The organism is Caballeronia sordidicola, from assembly GCF_002220365.1.
Taxonomy (GTDB): domain Bacteria; phylum Pseudomonadota; class Gammaproteobacteria; order Burkholderiales; family Burkholderiaceae; genus Caballeronia; species Caballeronia sordidicola_C.
Genome location: NZ_MTHB01000159.1, coordinates 54304 through 73611, shown reverse-complemented (window position 1 = coordinate 73611; position 19308 = coordinate 54304). Strand labels below are relative to the sequence as shown.

The window sequence follows — 19308 nt, the reverse complement described above, 5'->3', positions numbered from 1 at the left end:
CAAAACGGGTGGATAACGCCGCTCGTCGCGACCTTATCCACCCGTTCTTTTTGCCGCATGCGATCAAGCTCAAGTGACTAGCCGAAGCTCAGGCACTCAAACTCAGGCCGCAATTGTCGTTTGCTTGCCGCCCTTGTTGCCCTTCGCGCGGCCGATCTCTTCCAGCTTGATCTCGACGTGCTTCGAGAATACGAATTCCGCCGGGCGTTGATTGTCGACCGGCAGGTCTTTCGCATAAGCACCTTCGGTACGCGGACCCCGCAAGGCGACGCGCGCTGCCTTCAGCGGATGCGCAACCGTATCCATCACGGCGGTGGCTTCAAAGCCGCAATGCACCATGCAGTCGGCGCATTTCTCGTACTTGCCCGTACCGTACTTGTCCCACTCGGTGGTTTCCATCAATTCCTTGAAGGTCTTCACATACCCTTCACCGAGCAGATAACACGGACGCTGCCAGCCGAACACGGTACGCGCCGGGTTGCCCCAAGGCGTGCATTCGTAGGTCTGATTGCCGGCCAGGAAGTCGAGGAACAGGCTCGACTGGCTGAACGACCAGCGCTTGCCGTTATCGCCGCGCTTGAAGATGTCGCGGAACAGCGTCTTCGTCTTCTCGCGATTCAGGAAGTGCTGCTGGTCCGGCGCGCGTTCATACGCATAACCCGGCGACACCGTAATGCCGTCCACGCCCATGGGCCCGAGCGTATCGAAGAAATTCGCTACGCGTTCCGGATCGGCGTCGTTGAACAGCGTGCAGTTGATGTTCACGCGGAAACCACGGCGCTTCGCTTCCTTGATCGCCGCAACGGCCTTCTCGTACACGCCGTCTTGCGAGACGGAATGGTCGTGCGCTTGCTTGTCGCCATCGAGGTGAACCGACCAGACGAAGTACGGATTCGGCTCGTAGTCGTCCATCTTCTTTTCCATCAGCAGCGCGTTCGTGCAGAGATAGACGAACTTCTTGCGCGCGATGATGCCCTTCACGATCTGGGGCATTTCCTTGTGCAGCAGCGGCTCGCCGCCAGCGATGGAAACCACCGGTGCACCGCATTCATCGACGGCCTTGAGGCAGTCTTCCATCGAGATGCGCTGGTTCAGGATGGGATCCGGATAATCGATCTTGCCGCAGCCGTTACACGCCAGATTGCAGCGGAACAAAGGCTCGAGCATTAGCGCGAGCGGATAGCGCTTGTTGCGCATGAAATGCTGGCGCGCGATGTAAGCGCCAACCCGGACTTTTTGCAGCATCGGAATAGACAATTGCGTGTGCTCCTTAATCTTCGCGAAGGGCGCCGGCGGATGCCGTTGCCGCAGCCAGCGGCTTCGTCAGCTTCGCGGGGAGTTTGAATTCAACTTTTTCTTCGCGGCCGGACATTGTCGAGACTTCGACCGGGCCCAGCGCGCGCAGTGCATTGATAACGTGCTTAACCATTTCTTCCGGTGCGGACGCACCGGCCGTAATTCCGACAGTCTGCGCGTTCGCAAACCAGTCGGCTTTCACTTCCGAGCCGTCCGCCACGAGGTAGCTTGGCACGCCGGTTTCGGCGCCGATCTCGCACAGACGATTCGAGTTCGAACTGTTGGTTGCCCCGACCACCAGCAATACGTCGACTTGCTTGCTCAGCTCGCGCACCGCCGCCTGGCGATTTTGCGTGGCGTAGCAGATGTCGCGCGTATCCGGGCCGACGATGTCGCTAAACCGGCGATGCAGCGCGTCGATGATGTCGCGCGTATCGTCCACCGACAGGGTGGTCTGCGTGACATAGGCAACAGGAGCATCGACAGGCAGCGCGAGCGTTGCCACTTCAGCTTCGCTTTGCACAAGCACTACCGTGCCGGGAATCTGGCCGATAGTCCCTTCCACCTCCGGGTGCCCCGCATGGCCAATCAGGATCAGCGTGCGGCCCTGCGCAACATATTGCCGGCCCTGTACGTGCACCTTCGTCACCAGCGGGCAGGTGGCGTCCAGCACGTCCAGACCGCGCGCTTCTGCGTCGGCTTCCACCGTTTGCGCGACGCCATGCGCGCTGAAAATAGCGACCGCGCCGTGCGGCACTTCGTCGAGTTCTTCGACGAAACGCGCGCCCTTGCTACGCAGGTTGTCGACGACGTGCCGGTTGTGAACGATCTCATGGCGTACGTAGACGGGCGCGCCATGTCGTTCAAGAGCGCGATCGACAATCTCGATCGCGCGGACCACGCCCGCACAAAAGCCGCGGGGTTGAGCAAGGATAATACGCATATTCGGGCGAACTCCGACTGGCGCGGGTTTCGAATGGAACCGGCTATAGGCTTCTATCAAATCCGGGCTTCGATCAAATCCGGTTGATTTGTTGTAAGCAAAATTAAAGCTTCTCGGAAAATGCTTTCGGAAACAATTGGCTGAGAAGATGCCATTCGTTTCAACTTTAAGGCCGAAGTAGACCGCGTATTCTAACGCGTTCAGTTTTTGGATGCTTGTAAGAGGGTGTTTCCGTTTCTATCGGCAGGGTTGAATTACTGCGCGGACGCGGAAGCCGGTAAACTAGTGCTTCGCCGGATTGCCCGCGAAACGGCCTCGAAGATGCCATGGCGCCGAGGTGAACCGGCTGTTGAGCGGTGGCCGCAGGCGCGCCCGGGTAGCGGGACCGTGCCGCTTGGCACGACGAAAGGCACGACGACAGGCACGACGACAGGCACGACGAAACGTCCCCGGAATATATGGCCTGCCGGGCATGATCAGCGGTGATCAGCGGCGGTAGAAGCATCGGTCCTGGCAGCTGGATTCACCGAAACTGACGCGAATCCAATCCAAACCTGCGTTGGGGCGGATGCCAGATAAGCCGCGTGAGCGGGCTGAATAAGCGGGCTGAATAAGCGGGTTGAATAAGCGGGTTGAACAAGTGCACCGGGTTCGCCTGGATTCGCGCCTGCTTCTCCAACAGGTTTTCTGGCAGCGCACGACAAGAATTTATACGTGTCGGGCCGTTGCGCCTAACCAACATTTAGGTCGCCCTGGAGCGCAATGTTGTTACGCGTCAGCGACCCGGCACGCACGACCTGCGTGCGTCGATGTCCATTCTGGCATCCGCGCGCCGTGTCGAATACCTGGACCGTCTTATGGAAGTCGATCACTACGAAAATTTTCCGGTAGCCAGCATATTGCTGCCGAAACGGCTGCGGGCGCCGGTCGGCGTGATTTATCACGTCGCGCGCACGGCAGACGACATTGCCGACGAAGGTGTCTTTGAGCCGGCCGAGCGCCATGCCCGTCTCGCCGATTTCCGCGCCGGGCTGGATGCGGTCGCCGCCGGGGACCCGGCACCGGTTCATCCCATGCTGTTCGAGAAACTTGCTGGCACCGTCGCGCAATATGGGTTGCCGCTCGGGCCCTTTTACGATCTCGTCTCGGCGTTCGATCAGGACATCGACACCACGCGTTACGCCGACTGGCCTGCGCTGATGGACTATTGCCGGCGCTCGGCGAATCCGGTCGGACGGCTGATGCTGCATCTCTTCGACGCCAGCACGCCCGAGAATCTTGCCGATTCCGATGCGATCTGCACCGCGTTGCAGCTCATCAACTTCTGGCAGGACGTGGGTATCGACTGGAAGAAGAGCCGGATTTACATGCCGTTATGCGATCTCGAGCGTTTCGGCGTGACCGAACGGCATATCGACGAGCAAATCTGCGACGACGCCTGGCGCGCGCTGATGCGTCATGAAGTCGACCACGCGCGTGCGATGATCGTTGGCGGCGCGCCGCTGGCCGTGCGCATGCCCGGGCGGTTTGGCCTGGAGCTGTGTAGCGTCGTGCATGGCGGTTTGCGAATTCTCGAAAAAATCGAACAGGCCGACTACGACGTGTTCCGCAAGCGCCCGGTGCTGAAAGGCCCGGACTGGGCGGTGATCGGCGTGCGCTCGCTCGCGATGCGGCTGCGTGGCCGGGTGGGTGTGCAATTGCGCTCGGTCGAAAGCTGACCTGACGTGCTGACCTGACGTGGTATGGCGCCCCTCCTGATGTTGAATCTGCTTAATCATCGACCTGCTCTGAATTGACGATGCTCCTGATTGCCTGGTTGTCCCTCCTCATCTGGCTTGTCCTGCTGTTTGGCCGCGGCGGTTTCTGGCGCGCGCAAGCCCTCGAACGGCTGAGCGAAAGTACCGTCCACGCAGTCGGTCAGGCGGAGATCGCGCGTCGCGGCGCATGGCCGGCCGTCGTCGCGATCGTGCCGGCGCGCAATGAAGCCGACGTGATCGGCCGTGCGGTGAGCTCGCTGCTCGCGCAGGATTACGCGGGTTCGTTCCATCTGATCGTCGTCGACGACCACAGCACTGACGGCACCGCCGACGCTGCTCAGGCCGCCGCGCGTGACGGCGGTTTCGAAGACCGCCTGACGGTGCTGACGGCCGCTCCCTTGCCGCCCGGCTGGTCCGGCAAGGTGTGGGCGCAGTCGCAAGGCATTGCGGCTATCGACGGGCTGGGCTTTCCGGCCGATTACCTGCTGCTTACCGACGCAGACATCCGGCATCCGGCCGATGCTGCCTCGCAACTCGTCGCCCGCGCGATTCTGGAAGATCGCGATCTGGTCTCGTTAATGGTGCGGCTGCGCTGCGACTCAACGTGGGAAAAAGCGCTGATTCCCGCGTTCGTGTTCTTCTTCGCAAAGCTGTATCCGTTCGCGTGGGTGAACAACGTGAGCAGCCGCACGGCGGCCGCCGCAGGCGGTTGCATGATGGTGCGGCGCGCGGCGCTGGTGGAGGCGGGCGGGATCGAATCCATTCGTGGCGAGCTCATCGACGATTGCAGCCTCGCTTCACGCATCAAGTTTCGTAACGGCGTGAACGCAGCGCGGCCGATCCGTCTGGATCTTGCCGGTGACAGTGAATCGTTGCGTCCCTACGACAACTGGCGCGAAGTCTGGAACATGATCGCCCGCACGGCGTTCACGCAGTTGCGTTATTCGGCGCTGTTGCTGGTCGGGACAGTGCTCGCGATGTGCGTGATCTATCTCGCGCCACCGGTGCTTGCGTTGACGCTTGGCGCGAAGGGATGGCCAGCGTGGCTCGCGTGGCTCGCCATGTGCAGCGCGTATTCGCCGATGCTGCGCTACTACCGCCGCTCGATACTCTGGGCGCCGCTATTGCCGGTGATCGCGCTGTTTTATGTCAGCGCGACGGTTGGTTCGGCAATACGGTTCTGGCGCGGCAAGGGCGGGCAGTGGAAGGCGCGGGTCCAGGCGCCTTGAGCGGAAGAAGCTGAGCCATGTGCGTGGGCGAATGTTGCGTAACCGATTTCGCCCATGGCAGTTCAACTCACCGCTTTGTCAGCATCGCGTACATCTCGATCACCATGTCAGGCGAGAACGAGAACGGAACCCAGCCGTGTCCGGTATGGCGCAACACCAGCAACCGGTCGCCGTTCGCATAACGTTGCGTTGCCATCACCGGGTTTTTCGTTGCGACAAAGCGCCAGCCGGGCGGCAGGCCCCCTGGCTGTTCGACGTCCATCGAAGCGCGCGCGTTCGACAATTCCTCGATCAACTCCGATACCCCAGCGGGGCTCAATGCCACCGACACCCCGCCGATTGTCATCGCGATCAGGTTCTTTTCAGGGCGCGAGATGTTCAGCGTGGGCTTTTCCTCAGCCAAGGACGGTTTTTCTTCAACAGCGGACGCAGCTGCCGTCGCCCGATCAACGGTTGCGTCAGTTGCAGAGTCAGCAACAGAAGCAGGGGAAGATTCGGGAGAAGCGTGAATAAAAGCAGGAATAGAAGCGGGAGTAGAAGCGGCTGCGGAAATCAGCTCATCGAGGCTTGATTCCAGCGCGCCGAGCTGGTCAGTTAAGTTCATGCGTTGTTTGCCTTGCTAGCCTTGCATCGAGCCTGCGATTTTAACTGCTGCGTACCGCGCAACGTCGCCACACGTTGTAACAAAATGCGTGTATGCCACTAAAAATGCCATCAAAACAACAGGCGATGCGCATTACGATTGATCGCTTTATTTCTTCAGGTAGCCGTTCGCGCGAAACCAGTCCAGCGCGTGGCTCAGGCCTTCGCCATACGGCCGTGCCCGATATCCCAGTTCCCGCTCCGCTTTCGCCGACGTGAAGTACATCTTGTTCTTCGACATCCTCAAGCCATCGACGGTGACAAACGGCTCCTTGCCGCTGAACTTCGCGTAAAGCTCCGCGCCGATTGCGAGCGGATACAGCGGACCACGCGGCAGCTTGATGGTCGGCGGCTTGCGCCCGGCCAGTCCGGCAATGTCGGCCAGCATCTGCTGCAGCGACAGATTTTCGCCACCGAGAATATATCTTTCACCGATCACTCCCCGCTCCAGCGCGAGAAAGTGGCCGTTCGCCACGTCATCCACGTGCACGAGGTTCAGGCCGGTATCGACGAAAGCGGGGATCTTGCCCGTCGCCGCTTCCACGATGATTCGCCCGGTCGGCGTCGGCTTGACGTCGCGCGGGCCGATCGGCGTGGATGGATTCACGATCACCGCCGGCAAGCCGTCATTCGCGACCATGCGCTCGACCGCGCGTTCCGCCAGCACCTTGCTGCGCTTATACGCGCCAATGGTCTGATGGGCCTGGGCAGGCTTCGTTTCATCGGCAATATCTCCTGCCGGGCTCACCTTCAGCGTTGCCACGCTGCTCGTGTACACGATCCGCTCGACGCCCTCGGCCAGCGCTGCGCGCATGGTGGCCTCGGTGCCTTCCAGGTTCGCGCGCTCGATTTCGCCCGGATCGCGAGCCCAGATGCGGTAGTCGGCGGCAACGTGCAGCAGGTAGCGCACTCCCTTCATCGCGGCCCGCATGGAGGCTTCGTCGCGCATGTCGCCGATCACGACTTCGGCGTCGAGGCCTTCGAGGTTCTGCCGGGAACTGGTCTTGCGTATGACTACGCGAACGTCGAAACCACGTTCCCGCGCGATGCGCGCGACCGCCGATCCAACGAATCCGGATGCGCCGGTGACGAGCACGCGTCCACGGGCGAACCCACTTAACGGGTCAGTCATTTTTGCCTCTTCTTGTCTTGCAAAGGTAACAGTTGCGCGTCTTTCGAAGCGGGTCGATCTGCCGCCAGCCCATATGTGACAAGGGCTCGCGGCTCGTGCTATGGTCCGGTGCTGCTTAAGTCCGCCAGACCCCAAATTTAAAGAAAACTCTTCAGCCAATGTTCATAGACAGTCGAAATCGATCCGTGTGGCTGTACTTCGCGATCGCGATGTTGCTCCTGATCGTCTTTGCGGTCGACTGGCTCACGCCGCTGCGCGTCGCCATCTGGGTGTTCTACATGCTGCCGGTCGCGCTCTGCATGTGGGCCGACCGGCCCACCGTGCCGTTCATGACCGCCGGCGTGGCCTCCGTGCTGATGTTCACGGGTTATTTCCTCACGAACGCCGACGCGCTCACCGGACCGATCGCGCTGCAAATCAACCGCGTGATCGGCGTGATCGTGATGTTCGTGCTGGCCGCCGTGGGGCATCTCTATATCAAAACGCGGCTGAACCTGCAACGCAGCGCATGGCTCAAGCAGGGCGAAGTCCAGATCGGCTTGCAGACGCGCGGCGATCTCGCCCCCGCTGCCGTTGCCAACGGCATCCTCGGCTCGCTCGTGCCGTATGTGGGCGCGCATGTCGCCGTGCTTTACAGCCGTGAAGGCAATGCACTCGAGCGTATCGCTACCTGGGCGCTGCCTGCCGAGAACGCCGTGCCGCAGCGGATCGAGCGGGGCCAGGGGCTGCTCGGGCAGGTGCTCGACGAGAAACGGGCGATCGAGGTCAGGGGGGCGGGATCGGATTTCCTGACGGTCGGCTCGGCGCTGGCATCGGCGCCTGCGAGCCATTGCGTGGTCGCGCCCATGATGGCCGATGGCCAAGTGATCGGCGTGCTGGAAGTGGGGTTTGTCGGCGATGAAAACGCGGTGGACGATACCCGCGAGCTCCTCGAAAACGCCGCCGAAGCAATGGGCATGGCGCTGCGCTCGGCGCAGTATCGTTCGCGAATGGTCGATTTGCTGGAGGAGACGCAGCGCCAGAGCGAGGAATTGCAGGTTCAGCAGGAAGAGCTGCGGGTATCGAATGAAGAGCTCGAGGAGCGCGGCCGGGTCTTGATGGAAACGCAGGCGCGGCTGGAAACGCAACAGGCCGAGCTCGAGCAGACCAACGTGCATCTCGAGGAATACACACAGCATCTCGAACGGCAGAAAACGGAACTGGTGCGCGCGCAAAAGGAACTGGAATCGAACGCGCTGGCGTTGGAACGGGCGAGCCAGTACAAGTCCGAATTCCTCGCGAACATGTCGCACGAGTTGCGCACGCCGCTGAACAGTTCGCTGATTCTCGCGAAGCTTTTGCAGGACAACAAGCACGGCAATCTCTCCGACGAACAGGTGCGCTACGCCGCGACCATTCATTCGTCGAACAGTGATCTGCTGTCGCTCATCAACGACATCCTGGATTTGTCGAAGGTGGAAGCAGGACAGATGGACGTGCAGTTCGCGCCGGTTGCCATCGACGGGATGTTGCAGTCGTTGCGGCAATCGTTCGCGCCTGTCGCCGATTCGAAGCGGCTGAAGCTCGTCACCGAACGCGCGGAAGGCGTGCCGGAGTATTTCGTCACCGATAACCAGCGTCTCCAGCAAGTCCTGCGCAACTTGTTATCGAATGCGTTCAAGTTCACCGAGCAGGGCCAGGTGACGGTCTCGGTGCAGAAGGCGGATAACAATGAAAATGCGCTTCGCTTCGATGTGCGCGATACCGGCATCGGCATTGCGCGCGACAAGCAGGACCTGATTTTCCAGGCGTTCCAGCAAGCCGATGGCACGACCAGCCGAAAGTACGGCGGCAGTGGCCTGGGTTTGTCGATATCGCGGGAATTCTCGCGGCTGCTGGGCGGTTCAGTGAGCGTATCGAGCGAGCCGGGCAAGGGCAGCGTGTTTTCAGTCACGCTGCCGCTGGCCGTTCAAGAAGGCACGGTCACCGCGAAACTTGATGTGATCGGGCCCATGAGCGAGCCGGAGGCTGCCTTGGCAAACGGCGCGGCGGACACAGCCTTGGCGGTGAGCGCCGGCGTCGTGCAGAGCCACGCGCCGGTGCACCTCGCGGCAAGGGCATCGGCTTCTTCTGCTCATGGGCCGTCGTCCTGGCGCGCGCCGAATGCGAACTACCCGGCGCCGCAACCCATAGCCGACGACCGCGCCAACCGCAAGCGCCCGGACCGCGTGATCCTGGCGATTGAAGACGACGTGCGTTTCGCGCACATCCTGCACGACCTCGCGCATGAACTCGAATTCGACTTCGTGCACGCGACCACCGCGACACAAGGTGTGGAACTGGCCCGCACCCTGCAACCGAACGGCATCCTGCTCGATGTCGGTTTGCCCGACCAGTCAGGCCTGACCGTGCTCGAATGGCTCAAGCACGATCCCCTCACGCGCCACATCCCGATTCACATCGTCTCGTCGACGGATCATGCCGATGTCGCGCTGCATCTCGGCGCGATCGGCTATACGCTCAAACCGAGCGCGCGCGACACGCTGGCGGGCGCGATCCGAAAGCTCGAAGCGCGCTCGGCGCAAGGCACGCGGCGCGTGCTGGTGGTCGAGGACGACCCCGCGCTGCGCCAGAGCATCCACGCGTTGCTGAAAAGCGCGACGGTCGAGATCGTGGAGGCCGGGACGATTGCCCAAGCGCTGGAGCAGATGAACCGCGTGACCTTCGATTGCATCGTGATGGACCTCGCCTTGCCGGACGGTTCCGGTTACGACTTGCTGGAGCGGGTATCGACGTCGGAGGAGCATGCATCGCCGCCGGTAATCGTGTACACGGGGCGCGTGCTGTCGCCGGACGAAGAGCAGCGTCTGCGCCGTTATTCCAAGTCGATCATCATCAAGGGCGCGAAGTCGCCGGAACGTCTGGTAGACGAAGTGACGTTGTTCCTGCACAGCGTGGAGAGTGCGTTGCCGCCCGAGCAGCAGCGCATGCTGCGCGCGGCGCGCCAGCGCGACGACGTATTCGAGGGCCGCACGATCCTGCTGGCCGAAGACGATGTCCGCAATATCTTCGCGTTGTCGCATGTGATCGAGCCGCTGGGCGCGAAGCTTGAAATCGCGCGTAATGGCCGCGAGGCGCTGGATTCGCTTGCCCGCCATCCGGACATCGACCTCGTGCTGATGGACATCATGATGCCCGAAATGGACGGGCTCACCGCCATGACCGAGATCCGCAAGAACGCCGATCATGCGCGGTTGCCGATCATCGCGCTGACCGCGAAAGCGATGGCGAGTGATCGCCAGAAGTGCCTGGAAGCAGGCGCGGACGACTATATCTCGAAGCCGATCGACGTCGACAAGCTGGTGTCGCTGTGTCGTGTCTGGTTGCGTCAACGATAGCCACGATCCGCCATGCCACATCGAACCCTGAAGGACACGGAAGAGGCGATCTTCGACATCGAGTTGAAGCTGTTGCTCGAAGCCGTTTATCTGAAGTACCAGCACGACTTCCGCCATTATTCGGTGAGTTCGCTGCGCCGGCGCCTGACGCAGGCGCTGCACGATCTGGGTTTCACGACGATGTCGCAGTTGCAGGAGCGCATTCTTCGCGACGCCACGCTGTTCGCGCGCCTGTTTCAGTACCTGACGGTGCAGGTCAGCGAGATGTTCCGCGACCCGCTGTATTTCCGCGCCATTCGCGAGCAGGTCGTGCCGATCTTGCAGACGTATCCGTCCATCAAGGTGTGGGTGGCAGGGTGCAGCAGCGGTGAGGAACTGTGGTCACTCGCCATTCTGTTCGCTGAGGAGAACATTGCGGACCGTACGGTTTTGTACGCCACCGATATCAACGCCGACGCCTTGCGCCAGGCCGAAAGCGGTATTTATCCGCTGGATCGGCTGGCCAGTTTCAGCCAGAATTACTTGGCGGCCGGCGGCAAACGCTCGCTCTCCGACTACTACCACGCGGCCTACGGCGCGGCTAAATTTTCGCAGACGCTCAAGTCGCGCGTGGTGTTCGCCGATCACAGCCTTGCCACCGACAGTGTCTTTCTCGAAGCGCATCTGGTGTCGTGCCGCAACGTGCTGATCTATTTCGACCGCGCGCTGCAGGACCGTGCACTGGGACTTTTCAGCGATTCGCTGGTGCGGCGCGGATTTCTTGGGCTCGGCAGCAAAGAGAGTCTGCGGTTTTCGAAACACGCGGGAAGCTTCGCCGATTTCGATGCGCGCGAGCGTTTGTATCAAAAGGTCTAGCGATGACGCCGTCGACCGATTCCCTGGATGCCATCGAAGCCATCGTGATTGGGGCATCGGCGGGGGGCATCGAAGCACTGAATCACATTCTGCCTGCACTGCCGGCCAATTTTCGCCCTGCCGTGCTGGTGGTCGTACATGTCAGGAGCGAGCCACCCAGCCTGCTGCCCGCGCTGTTTTCCGCGCGCTGCCAGTTGCCGGTCGTCGAGCCCGACGACAAGGACGAGATCGCCGGCGGCACGATCTATGTTGCGCCGCCGGGGTATCACATGCTGGTCGAGCCGGATTGCACGATTGCCCTTTCCGTCGATCCGCCGGTGCGGTTTTCGCGGCCGTCGGTGGATGTGCTGTTCGAATCGGCGGCGCTGTGTTTTGCCGATACGCTGCTCGGCATTGTGCTTTCCGGTGCTAACGACGACGGCGCGCGCGGGCTGGTCGCGATCTCGCGGGCGGGTGGACGCTGCTGGGTGCAAGATCCGGACACAGCCGTGGCCAATGCGATGCCGCTCGGCGCCATCGCGCGCGGCGGCGTGCACGACATTCTCACGCTCGACGTCATGACCGCTCGTTTGGCGCGCTTGGCCGCGGGCACGCGCCGCGAACCCGGTTGACTTGGAGCTGACACGCTAATGGAACTCCTCTAATGGAACACATCAGGCAATCTGTCAGGCAGCCGCTCAGGCCGCCCATTTACGTTCTGATCGTGGACGATGTGCAGAACAACATCACTGCGCTGGAAGCGTCGCTGGCGCGCCCGGACATCTCGGTACTCGCGGCCGGCTCGGGGCCGGCCGCGCTGGAGCTGTTGCTCAAGCACGAAGTTGCGCTCGCCATTCTCGATGTCAACATGCCGGGCATGGACGGCTTCGAACTGGCTGAACTGATGCGCGGCAGTCCGCGTACGGCGCATGTGCCGATCATCTTCCTGACCGCGACCGCGCAGGACACCGGTCGCACGTTTCGCGGTTATGAAGCGGGCGCGGTGGACTTCCTGTACAAGCCTTACGACTCGCGGATCCTGAATTCGAAGGTGGATGTGTTCATCCAGATCGAGAAGCAGAAGCAGCAGCTCGCCACGCAACTCGCGACCGTCCAGCAACTCCTCGACGCCAACGAAATGCTCATGGCCGTGCTCGGCCACGATCTGCGTACGCCGTTGTCGGCGGTGATTGCATCGGCGGAATATCTTGCGCGGTTCGTGCCGGATGAGAATGTGGCGAATATCGGCACGCGCATCAAGAGCAGCGGCATGCGGATGGTGCGCATGGTTGACCAGTTGCTCAATCTCGCACGGCTGCGCGGCGGGCGCGTCACGCTGCAGCCGCGGACGGTGGAGTTGATGACGCTGGCGAAAAATATTGTTGAAGAATACGAGGCGCGGGTGGGCAAGGGCCGCATCTTTATTTTCCGCGATGGCGATACGCTGTTGCAAGGCGATGGCGATCTGTTGTCGCAGGTGTTTTCGAATTTGATCGGCAACGCGCTGACTCATGGGCGTGACGGTTCGACCATTCAGGTGCGTCTGAACGGTGACGCTGCCGACGACGTTTTGATCAGCGTGCAAAACGCAGGCGAGATTCCCGTCGATGTCTTGCCGACCATTTTTGCGCCGTATCGCTCGGGACGGCCGCAGCAGGAAACTGGCGGGCTTGGACTTGGCCTCTACATCACGCGCGAGATTGCGCAGATGCATGGCGGGCGCGTGGAAGTTCGCTCCGACGCGGAGAGCGGCACGGTATTCGAAGTCACGTTGCCGCGCGAAGCGGTGGCGCGGCGGGTGGGTGGTGACACGGCCGAGGGGGCACAGCCGTTCCGGCTGGGGTGAGGGTAGGCCGATGCGCAAATCGCAGCTTTGTGCCATGTGCTGATTGCGCGCTGCTTGGTCACGGTAATCCCATCGTCACTGCCGGTTTTCCTGGTCTTGTCTAAAATGCGGCCTGATGGCGTTTGCCGGACGTGCCTCGGGCACAAGCCTGGCGGCGTGGCGAATCAGCACTAATCGGGAGAAGCAAACATGCCGAGTCCAGACCTGGATATTCGAATAGAGACGTATTACGTGCACGTGAAGGGGTTGGTGCAAGGGGTGGGATTCCGCCATGCGACGTTGCGCCGGGCGCATGCGCTCGGTGTTCGCGGCTGGGTAGCCAACCTGGAGGACGGATCGGTTGAAGCGATGATCCAGGGACCGGCGAATCAGGTCGACCTGATGCTTGAATGGTTGCGCCGGGGGCCGCCGCATGCGCGGGTCACGGATCTGGTCAGCGAGGAGCGGTATATCGAGAAGCGGTTTGAACGGTTCGAGCAGCATTGAGGGGTTCTCGACAAGAAACCAGGGCGATTTTGGCTCCCTATCTCCTGAGTTGAACCTCGTCGAGCAAGTACAAATTACCATTTTTCGGCAGGTGGCTGGGTCTGGATTCCTGACCTCAGGGTGTCAGGACGCTAGACTGGGCGGGCTGGTTGCAAGAACCTTTGGGGGGCCTTTCCGGAATGGACGGGTCTACTCAATCGGGCACAGAATCATCCGGGATTCTGAGGCAGTGGTAGCGCAGAGCAATAAATTGCGCTAGTCCCCGACTACCTCGTGCTAAGGGGATGTTCCGCCTGCCGTTTTCCAGCTTTCAAAGGGTCCCTATCTCGGGGCTCTTTGCATTTGTATCTCTAAAAGCTGTTACGACTGGATAACATATTGGTAAGTCATACTGAGCATTGCCCCGGATACTTTTACACGACTCGTTTCTTTGACACGCTCACGTCGTCGGCCAGTCTTATGTAAAGGATTCGTCATCCGTTGTGTCGCGCCGGGTCCAGTCCATCAGGACCAAAACGGCAGCGCTCCGGACTTCAAACAAGCCCGGAGCGCTCTGTCCAACGCCTGCCCACGTCCATCGCGAGCAACCCACCTCGTTACTTTGCCACCAGCAAACTCTCGGCAAATCCCCATTCGTCGTCGAGCCACTGCCTCGTGGCTTCGAATCCCGCATCCGCAGCCAACGGCCCCACTTCCCCGGGAAGATATTTGTGGCTGCTCTCCGTCCAGATCGTCTCGCCCTGGCGGAATTCCACGCTTAATCCTGCCGCGCGAATGGTTGCTCTCACCGGACGCTTCGCACGCAAATGCATTTCCACGCTGCGGGCATCGGGATTGAAGCGCGCAAGATGCTCGAACGCGTCCAGCGGAATGTCCGCGTCCAGTTCGCGATTGATCCGCGCAAGCAGATTCAGGTTGAACGCAGCCGTAACGCCAATAGGATCGTCGTACGCCGGAATCAGCACATCCAGCGGCTTGAGTAAATCCATCCCGAGCAACAACGAATCGCCCGGCTGGAGCATGCCGCGAATCGATTTCAAAAACCGCGTGGCTGCCAGCCGCGCGAAATTTCCGATCGTGCTGCCGAGAAACAGCACGAGTAGAACTTCGCCCTCTTTACGGTTGGCGCTGACCTCCGCGAGCCCGGCCAGATAATCGCGCTCGTAGCCCACGATCGAAATCCGTTCAATATCGCCTAACTCGCGCCGGCACAATTGCAACGCGGTAGGCGAAATTTCGATCGGACAGTATTCGGTCGGGCGCTTCTTGCATAGCGCCTCCAGGATTTTCCGCGTTTTCCGGCCGCTGCCGCTACCGAGTTCGGCGACGCTCACATTTCGCGGCAACGCGGCCACGATATCGGCAGCATGCGCGTTCAACACTCGCTCCTCAGCGCGCGTCACGCCGTATTCCGGCAACGTGGTGATGACTTCGAACAAGGCGGAGCCAACTTCGTCGTACAAATACATCGACGGCAATTCTTTTTGCGGGGCGTGCGTGAGGCCTTCGTGTACGGCTGCGGCAAACGGGGAGGAAAAGCGCGGCGACTGAACGGCCTGCGTCGTGGCTTGAGGCATGAGACGTCTCCATGTTGCCGCGTCGCAGCGCGCGCGGCGGGTTATCCATGACGAGAATTACGGGTCGAAAACACCTGACGAGAATGGGTAGATCGCAGTTCCGGCCGTGCCAGGCGCCACGCGGCCGGGGAGCGAAGCCTTTGGGTGAGCAAGAAGCGCGCACGGCGCCTTCAAATCCGGATGCAAGGGCGTGCATCATCACGCTAGCCATGTCGCTAAAGGATCCGAAACGCGTCTTTTCAAGCAGAACCCGCCGGAAGCCGACGGGACATTCACTAATATAGGTCAAGGCCCCGCTATCAAATACTGGTGGTAGTCGGCTGTACCGGTGTCTTCGATATCCCGCTAAAGTCATCCCGGAATTAGGCCATTTCGCAATAACTACCCACCACCGGGTTGGTTTTTACACGTGCTCTGTGAACGCCGTGGGGCGATCTCCGCGTGAAGCAAGCGCTGCAAGAGCTTTGCCACGCGTGTGGCTCCGCTTCCCCACACTGGCGCAATGCTTGCTTTCCATTTCCGTTCACGTTGCAGCGCATCGACTTGAAAATGCCTTGCGCTGTCCTCGCCGTTCTCTCTTCAGCGCCCGATTCATGACCGACTCAGCTAGTCCCGATCCCGTGATCGCACGTCTCGACGACACGGGCGCGTACAGCATCCCGACGCCGGTCGAGCAGCCCGAACCTGCGGCGCCTGCCGACAAACCGTTCGGTTTTCATGGCGCTATCCCGGCTGTGCCCGAGCCAGAAAGCGCGCCCTCTAGTGATCACCAGTCCGATAACGACGCTGCCTTTTCGCTTGATTCCGGCGGGTTTTTTCTGAGTGTGCTGAATGGCAGCACGGATTGCATCAAGATCCTGCGGCTCGACGGTACGCTCGAATTCATGAACGCCAACGGCATCTGCCTGATGGAAATCGATGACTTCGCGCCGCTCAAGGGCAAGTCGTGGGCGTCGCTGTGGCCGGAGGAATCCCGGCATCTGCTGGTCGAGGCAATCGATAACGCCCGGCAAGGCCATCATTCGCGCTTCGAAGCGCTCTGCCCGACGGCGAAAGGCACGCCGAAATACTGGGACGTCTCGGTGTCGCCGGTGAACGAGCCAGCCGGTGCGCAATGGTTCGTATCGATTTCCCGCGATATCACGGAGCGCGTGCTCAGCGTGCGTTCACTCGACGCCGCGCTGCAGGAGCAAAAGCGCTTGAGTGAGGCACTTGAGCGGCATCGAGAGACGCTGGAGTGCCGCGTCGAAGAGGCGGTGGCGGCGTTGCGGGCGAGCGAAGCCGAGCGGCACGAGACGGCGGCTGCGCTGGCGCAATCGCAGAAAATGGAAGCCGTCGGCAAACTGACCGGCGGCGTGGCCCACGATTTCAACAACGTGCTGCAGGTGATTGGCGGAAATCTGCAGCTCGCCGTGCAGGAATCGAACGGTAACGAAACGCTGACGCGGCGCCTCACCTGCGCGCACGAAGCAGTCGAGCGCGGCGCGAAGCTCGCGTCGCAATTGCTGGCGTTTGCGCGCCGGCAGCCGCTTGAACCGGTGGCGCTCGATATTTCGCGGCTGCTGCGCAGTTCTGACGACATGCTGCGCCGGGTGCTCGGCGAAACCATCGAACTGGAAACGGTGGTGTCGGGCGGCTTGTGGAACACGCTTGCTGATCCGAATCATTTGCAGAACGTGATCGTGAACCTGGCGATCAACGCGCGTGACGCGATGGACGGCGCGGGGCGCCTGACCATCGAGGCCGGCAACGCGATGCTCGACGACGAGTACACGCGCCATCACGAGGACCTGGCGAGCGGCCAGTACGTGATGGTTGCCGTCTCCGACACCGGTTGCGGCATGACGCCGGAGATCCTCGCGCGCGCCTTCGAGCCCTTCTATACGACCAAGGTAGAAGGTCGAGGCACCGGCCTGGGCTTGAGCATGGCGTACGGCTTCATGAAGCAGACCGGCGGCCATATCAAGCTCTACAGCGAGCCGGGCCACGGCACGACGGTCAAGCTTTATCTGCCGCGCTCGATGGAAGAAGAGGCTGTGCGCGTGGAAGCCGCAAATGATCCGGTGACGGGCGGCACGGAAACGATCCTGGTGGTGGAGGACGACCCGAACGTACGCGCCACTGCCGTGGACATGCTGACCCAGCTGGGTTATCAGGTGCTGAAGGCTGTTGATGCCCAGAGCGCGTTGAGTGTGCTCGAAAGCGGCGTGCACGTCGATTTGCTGTTCAGCGACGTCGTGATGCCGGGACCGATGCGCAGCGTCGAACTCGCTCGGCGCGCGAAGGAAATGCTGCCGGCGCTGGAAGTGTTGTTTACATCGGGCTACACCGAAAACGCGATCGTGCACGGTGGCCGGCTCGATCCGGGCGTGGCGTTGATCAGCAAGCCGTATCGGCGGGATGCACTGGCGCGCAAGGTGCGCTGGATGTTCCGCACGCGGGTTTATGAGGCGCCCGATAAGCCGGACGTGGCGAAGGTGCCAGAGGTGCCGCACGCTGCTGCCGCGCCTGAACCTCAGCCACTTCAGCCACTACGGGTCCTGATCGTGGAGGACGACGCCAACACTCGCGAGGCGACGCGCGAGTTGCTGGAGTTGCTCGACGCAAAAGTGCTGGCGGTGGATAGTGCGCAGGCCGCGCTCGACGTGATCGCCCAGCAATTATTCGATGTCCTGCTCACTGACGTCCGCATGCCCGGCATGTCAGGCCTCGATCTGGCGCGCGTGATGAAGCGCATGCAGCCACGCGTGCATGTGGTGCTGGCATCGGGTTATGGGACGGGCATTGCGGCTGAACTTGGCGACGAGCTGAGCGGCGCGACCCTGCTGCCTAAGCCATTCAACTTCGATGAGCTTGAACAGGCGGTGTTCAGGAAGCCATGACGGCTTCGGGCACACGGGCGGTGTGCAAAGCTGGGCCGCAGCCCGCGCGGTCGGGTTCGTCCATCGGAATGACGATACGCACGGTCAGGCCGCCCTCTGCCGCGTTGCCGATATCGCAGCGGCCGCCGAGCTCGTGCGCGAGACGTCCGACGATGGCAAGTCCCAGTCCGCAATGACCATCGCCCGCGCGCGCCGGGTCCAGGCGGACAAACGGCTTGCGGGCATCGTCCAGACGCTCGGGCGGGATTCCGTCGCTGTAATCGCGCACCGTGATGAACCACTCGCCATTGCGCTTGCCCGTGCTGATGTCGACGGGCGGCGCGCCATGTTCCAGCGCGTTATCGACCAGATTGGTCACTAGCCGGTCCAGCAAGGTGCGCGGCAAGTGGAATGTATCGCCAGCGCCCAGGTCGAGGCGAAACAGTGGGCTGTCGCCGGCTTCGTCTTGCGCGAACTGCTCCGCGAGAAAATCGTCCACGTTGATAGCCGGTCCGCTCGTCGGCGCGTTGGCCGCGAATTCCAGGAATTGCTGCACGATGCGCGTCAGCGAGTCGATGTCGCGAATGAAATGTGCGCGCTCGGCATCGTCCTGTACCAGGACGCTCGCACGCAGCTTCAGGCGCGTGAGCGGCGCCTTCAGATCATGCGCAATGCCGGCGAGCATGACGGCTTTCTCGTCGTCGGCATCGTTGATTCGCCGCATCATCTGGTTGAATGCGCGGATCAGGTCGCGGAGCTCACGCGGTCCGCGCTCATCTACCGGAACCGGGCGCTCGCCCGCACCGAACTGCCGCGCACCTTGCGCCACGCGCGACAACGGCCGCTGCAGTTGCCACGCTGCGACCAGTGACAGGATCACGGCCGCCAGCAACATACCCACCGATTCAATCAGAATAGGCGGTGCGGGTGGCAGGTCAACCGGCGTCACGATCCAGTTCGGACTGTTCGGATAACGCACCCAGAGACGCTGCGCGTGCTTCGGGCCATCGACGGCGAGCCGCGTGCCCGGCGGCAGCACGTTCCTCAACTCGCGCAACAAATGCACGACGGGGCCGTTGTCGGGCTCGCGCAACGTGATGCCTTCGGGCAGGTTCGAGGACAACACCAACTGCACGCTCAACGCGGGCGCGAGCCGCACGCCTTGACGTGCGTCGTCGTTGGCTGCGGCGAGTACAAGCATCAATCCACGCGCATAACCTTCTGCGTCGTGATGCGGCCGCTGCACGGTAAGCACCGTGAACCAGCAGGCCTGCACGGCAAACAGCACGACCAGCGAAATGAGCGCCATGCGCCCGAACAGCGTATTG

Annotated in this window: 14 protein-coding genes; 8 read left to right on the top strand and 6 right to left on the bottom strand. The window is 61.6% G+C overall.

Annotation, left to right across the window (positions count from 1 at the left end; all coding sequences use genetic code 11):
* Nucleotides 1–102 precede the first annotated feature (102 nt).
* A complete protein-coding gene (gene hpnH, locus BSU04_RS23280) occupies nt 103–1257 on the bottom strand; it encodes an adenosyl-hopene transferase HpnH (protein ID WP_089162787.1) in 1155 nt (384 codons plus the stop codon).
* A 13-nt stretch (nt 1258–1270) separates the two neighbouring features.
* Nucleotides 1271–2239: a 4-hydroxy-3-methylbut-2-enyl diphosphate reductase gene (gene ispH, locus BSU04_RS23275; RefSeq protein ID WP_089162786.1), complete on the bottom strand. Its 969-nt coding sequence runs from the start codon at nt 2237–2239 to the stop codon at nt 1271–1273.
* An 857-nt stretch (nt 2240–3096) separates the two neighbouring features.
* Here ispH and hpnC point away from each other — a divergent pair.
* Together hpnC and BSU04_RS23265 are read left to right on the top strand one after the other, a co-directional pair.
* Nucleotides 3097–3957, top strand: a complete 861-nt coding sequence (hpnC, locus tag BSU04_RS23270) for a squalene synthase HpnC (protein WP_089162872.1) — start codon at nt 3097–3099, stop codon at nt 3955–3957.
* Nucleotides 3958–4037: 80 nt separating this feature from the next.
* The gene (locus BSU04_RS23265) at nt 4038–5225 is read left to right on the top strand and encodes a glycosyltransferase (protein ID WP_089162785.1); all 1188 of its coding nucleotides are present in this window, start codon (nt 4038–4040) and stop codon (nt 5223–5225) included.
* A gap of 67 nt (nt 5226–5292) precedes the next feature.
* Here BSU04_RS23265 and BSU04_RS23260 read toward each other — a convergent pair whose 3' ends face one another.
* Nucleotides 5293–5829, bottom strand: a complete 537-nt coding sequence (locus tag BSU04_RS23260) for a hypothetical protein (protein ID WP_089162784.1) — start codon at nt 5827–5829, stop codon at nt 5293–5295.
* Nucleotides 5830–5976: 147 nt separating this feature from the next.
* The gene (gene hpnA / locus BSU04_RS23255) at nt 5977–6999 is read right to left on the bottom strand and encodes a hopanoid-associated sugar epimerase (protein WP_089162783.1); all 1023 of its coding nucleotides are present in this window, start codon (nt 6997–6999) and stop codon (nt 5977–5979) included.
* A 209-nt stretch (nt 7000–7208) separates the two neighbouring features.
* Between hpnA and BSU04_RS23250 the strand changes: the two genes are divergently transcribed.
* The 5 genes from BSU04_RS23250 to BSU04_RS23230 all read left to right on the top strand — a co-directional run bounded on the left by BSU04_RS23250 (nt 7209) and on the right by BSU04_RS23230 (nt 13542).
* Nucleotides 7209–10376, top strand: coding sequence for a hybrid sensor histidine kinase/response regulator (locus BSU04_RS23250; protein WP_256983253.1), 3168 nt, complete (start codon nt 7209–7211; stop codon nt 10374–10376).
* 12 nt (nt 10377–10388) lie between these two features.
* Nucleotides 10389–11231 carry a CheR family methyltransferase gene (locus BSU04_RS23245; RefSeq protein WP_089162781.1) on the top strand — a complete coding sequence of 281 codons (843 nt, stop codon included), beginning with the start codon at nt 10389–10391 and terminating at the stop codon, nt 11229–11231.
* Nucleotides 11232–11233: 2 nt separating this feature from the next.
* Complete coding sequence (locus BSU04_RS23240) at nt 11234–11842, top strand: chemotaxis protein CheB (protein WP_089162780.1); 609 nt, start codon at nt 11234–11236, stop codon at nt 11840–11842.
* 32 nt (nt 11843–11874) lie between these two features.
* Entirely contained in the window at nt 11875–13056 is a 1182-nt protein-coding gene (locus tag BSU04_RS23235) for a hybrid sensor histidine kinase/response regulator (protein WP_089162779.1), read from the top strand.
* Nucleotides 13057–13245: 189 nt separating this feature from the next.
* The gene (locus BSU04_RS23230; protein WP_089162778.1) at nt 13246–13542 is read left to right on the top strand and encodes an acylphosphatase; all 297 of its coding nucleotides are present in this window, start codon (nt 13246–13248) and stop codon (nt 13540–13542) included.
* 596 nt (nt 13543–14138) lie between these two features.
* Here BSU04_RS23230 and egtD read toward each other — a convergent pair.
* Nucleotides 14139–15119 (bottom strand): L-histidine N(alpha)-methyltransferase, encoded by a 981-nt coding sequence (gene egtD / locus BSU04_RS23225; RefSeq protein WP_089162777.1) that lies wholly within the window; start codon nt 15117–15119, stop codon nt 14139–14141.
* A 593-nt stretch (nt 15120–15712) separates the two neighbouring features.
* Here egtD and BSU04_RS23220 point away from each other — a divergent pair.
* Nucleotides 15713–18001: a hybrid sensor histidine kinase/response regulator gene (locus BSU04_RS23220; RefSeq protein WP_218827337.1), complete on the top strand. Its 2289-nt coding sequence runs from the start codon at nt 15713–15715 to the stop codon at nt 17999–18001.
* Here the strand turns inward: BSU04_RS23220 and BSU04_RS23215 are convergent.
* Complete coding sequence (locus BSU04_RS23215) at nt 17988–19289, bottom strand: ATP-binding protein (protein WP_256983252.1); 1302 nt, start codon at nt 19287–19289, stop codon at nt 17988–17990. The two genes, BSU04_RS23220 and BSU04_RS23215, sit on opposite strands and share 14 nt — an antisense overlap.
* Nucleotides 19290–19308: the final 19 nt, after the last annotated feature.

Bases quoted from the DNA above. Each gene is read 5' to 3' on its own strand.
- ispH (WP_089162786.1), bottom strand. From the start codon at position 2,239: ATGCGTATTATCCTTGCTCAACCCCGCGGCTTTTGTGCGGGCGTGGTC.
- hpnC (WP_089162872.1), top strand. From the start codon at position 3,097: ATGGAAGTCGATCACTACGAAAATTTTCCGGTAGCCAGCATATTGCTG.
- BSU04_RS23265 (WP_089162785.1), top strand. From the start codon at position 4,038: ATGCTCCTGATTGCCTGGTTGTCCCTCCTCATCTGGCTTGTCCTGCTG.
- BSU04_RS23260 (WP_089162784.1), bottom strand. From the start codon at position 5,829: ATGAACTTAACTGACCAGCTCGGCGCGCTGGAATCAAGCCTCGATGAG.
- hpnA (WP_089162783.1), bottom strand. From the start codon at position 6,999: ATGACTGACCCGTTAAGTGGGTTCGCCCGTGGACGCGTGCTCGTCACC.
- BSU04_RS23250 (WP_256983253.1), top strand. From the start codon at position 7,209: ATGTTGCTCCTGATCGTCTTTGCGGTCGACTGGCTCACGCCGCTGCGC.
- BSU04_RS23245 (WP_089162781.1), top strand. From the start codon at position 10,389: ATGCCACATCGAACCCTGAAGGACACGGAAGAGGCGATCTTCGACATC.
- BSU04_RS23240 (WP_089162780.1), top strand. From the start codon at position 11,234: ATGACGCCGTCGACCGATTCCCTGGATGCCATCGAAGCCATCGTGATT.
- BSU04_RS23235 (WP_089162779.1), top strand. From the start codon at position 11,875: ATGGAACACATCAGGCAATCTGTCAGGCAGCCGCTCAGGCCGCCCATT.
- BSU04_RS23230 (WP_089162778.1), top strand. From the start codon at position 13,246: ATGCCGAGTCCAGACCTGGATATTCGAATAGAGACGTATTACGTGCAC.
- egtD (WP_089162777.1), bottom strand. From the start codon at position 15,119: ATGCCTCAAGCCACGACGCAGGCCGTTCAGTCGCCGCGCTTTTCCTCC.
- BSU04_RS23220 (WP_218827337.1), top strand. From the start codon at position 15,713: ATGACCGACTCAGCTAGTCCCGATCCCGTGATCGCACGTCTCGACGAC.
- BSU04_RS23215 (WP_256983252.1), bottom strand. From the start codon at position 19,289: ATGGCGCTCATTTCGCTGGTCGTGCTGTTTGCCGTGCAGGCCTGCTGG.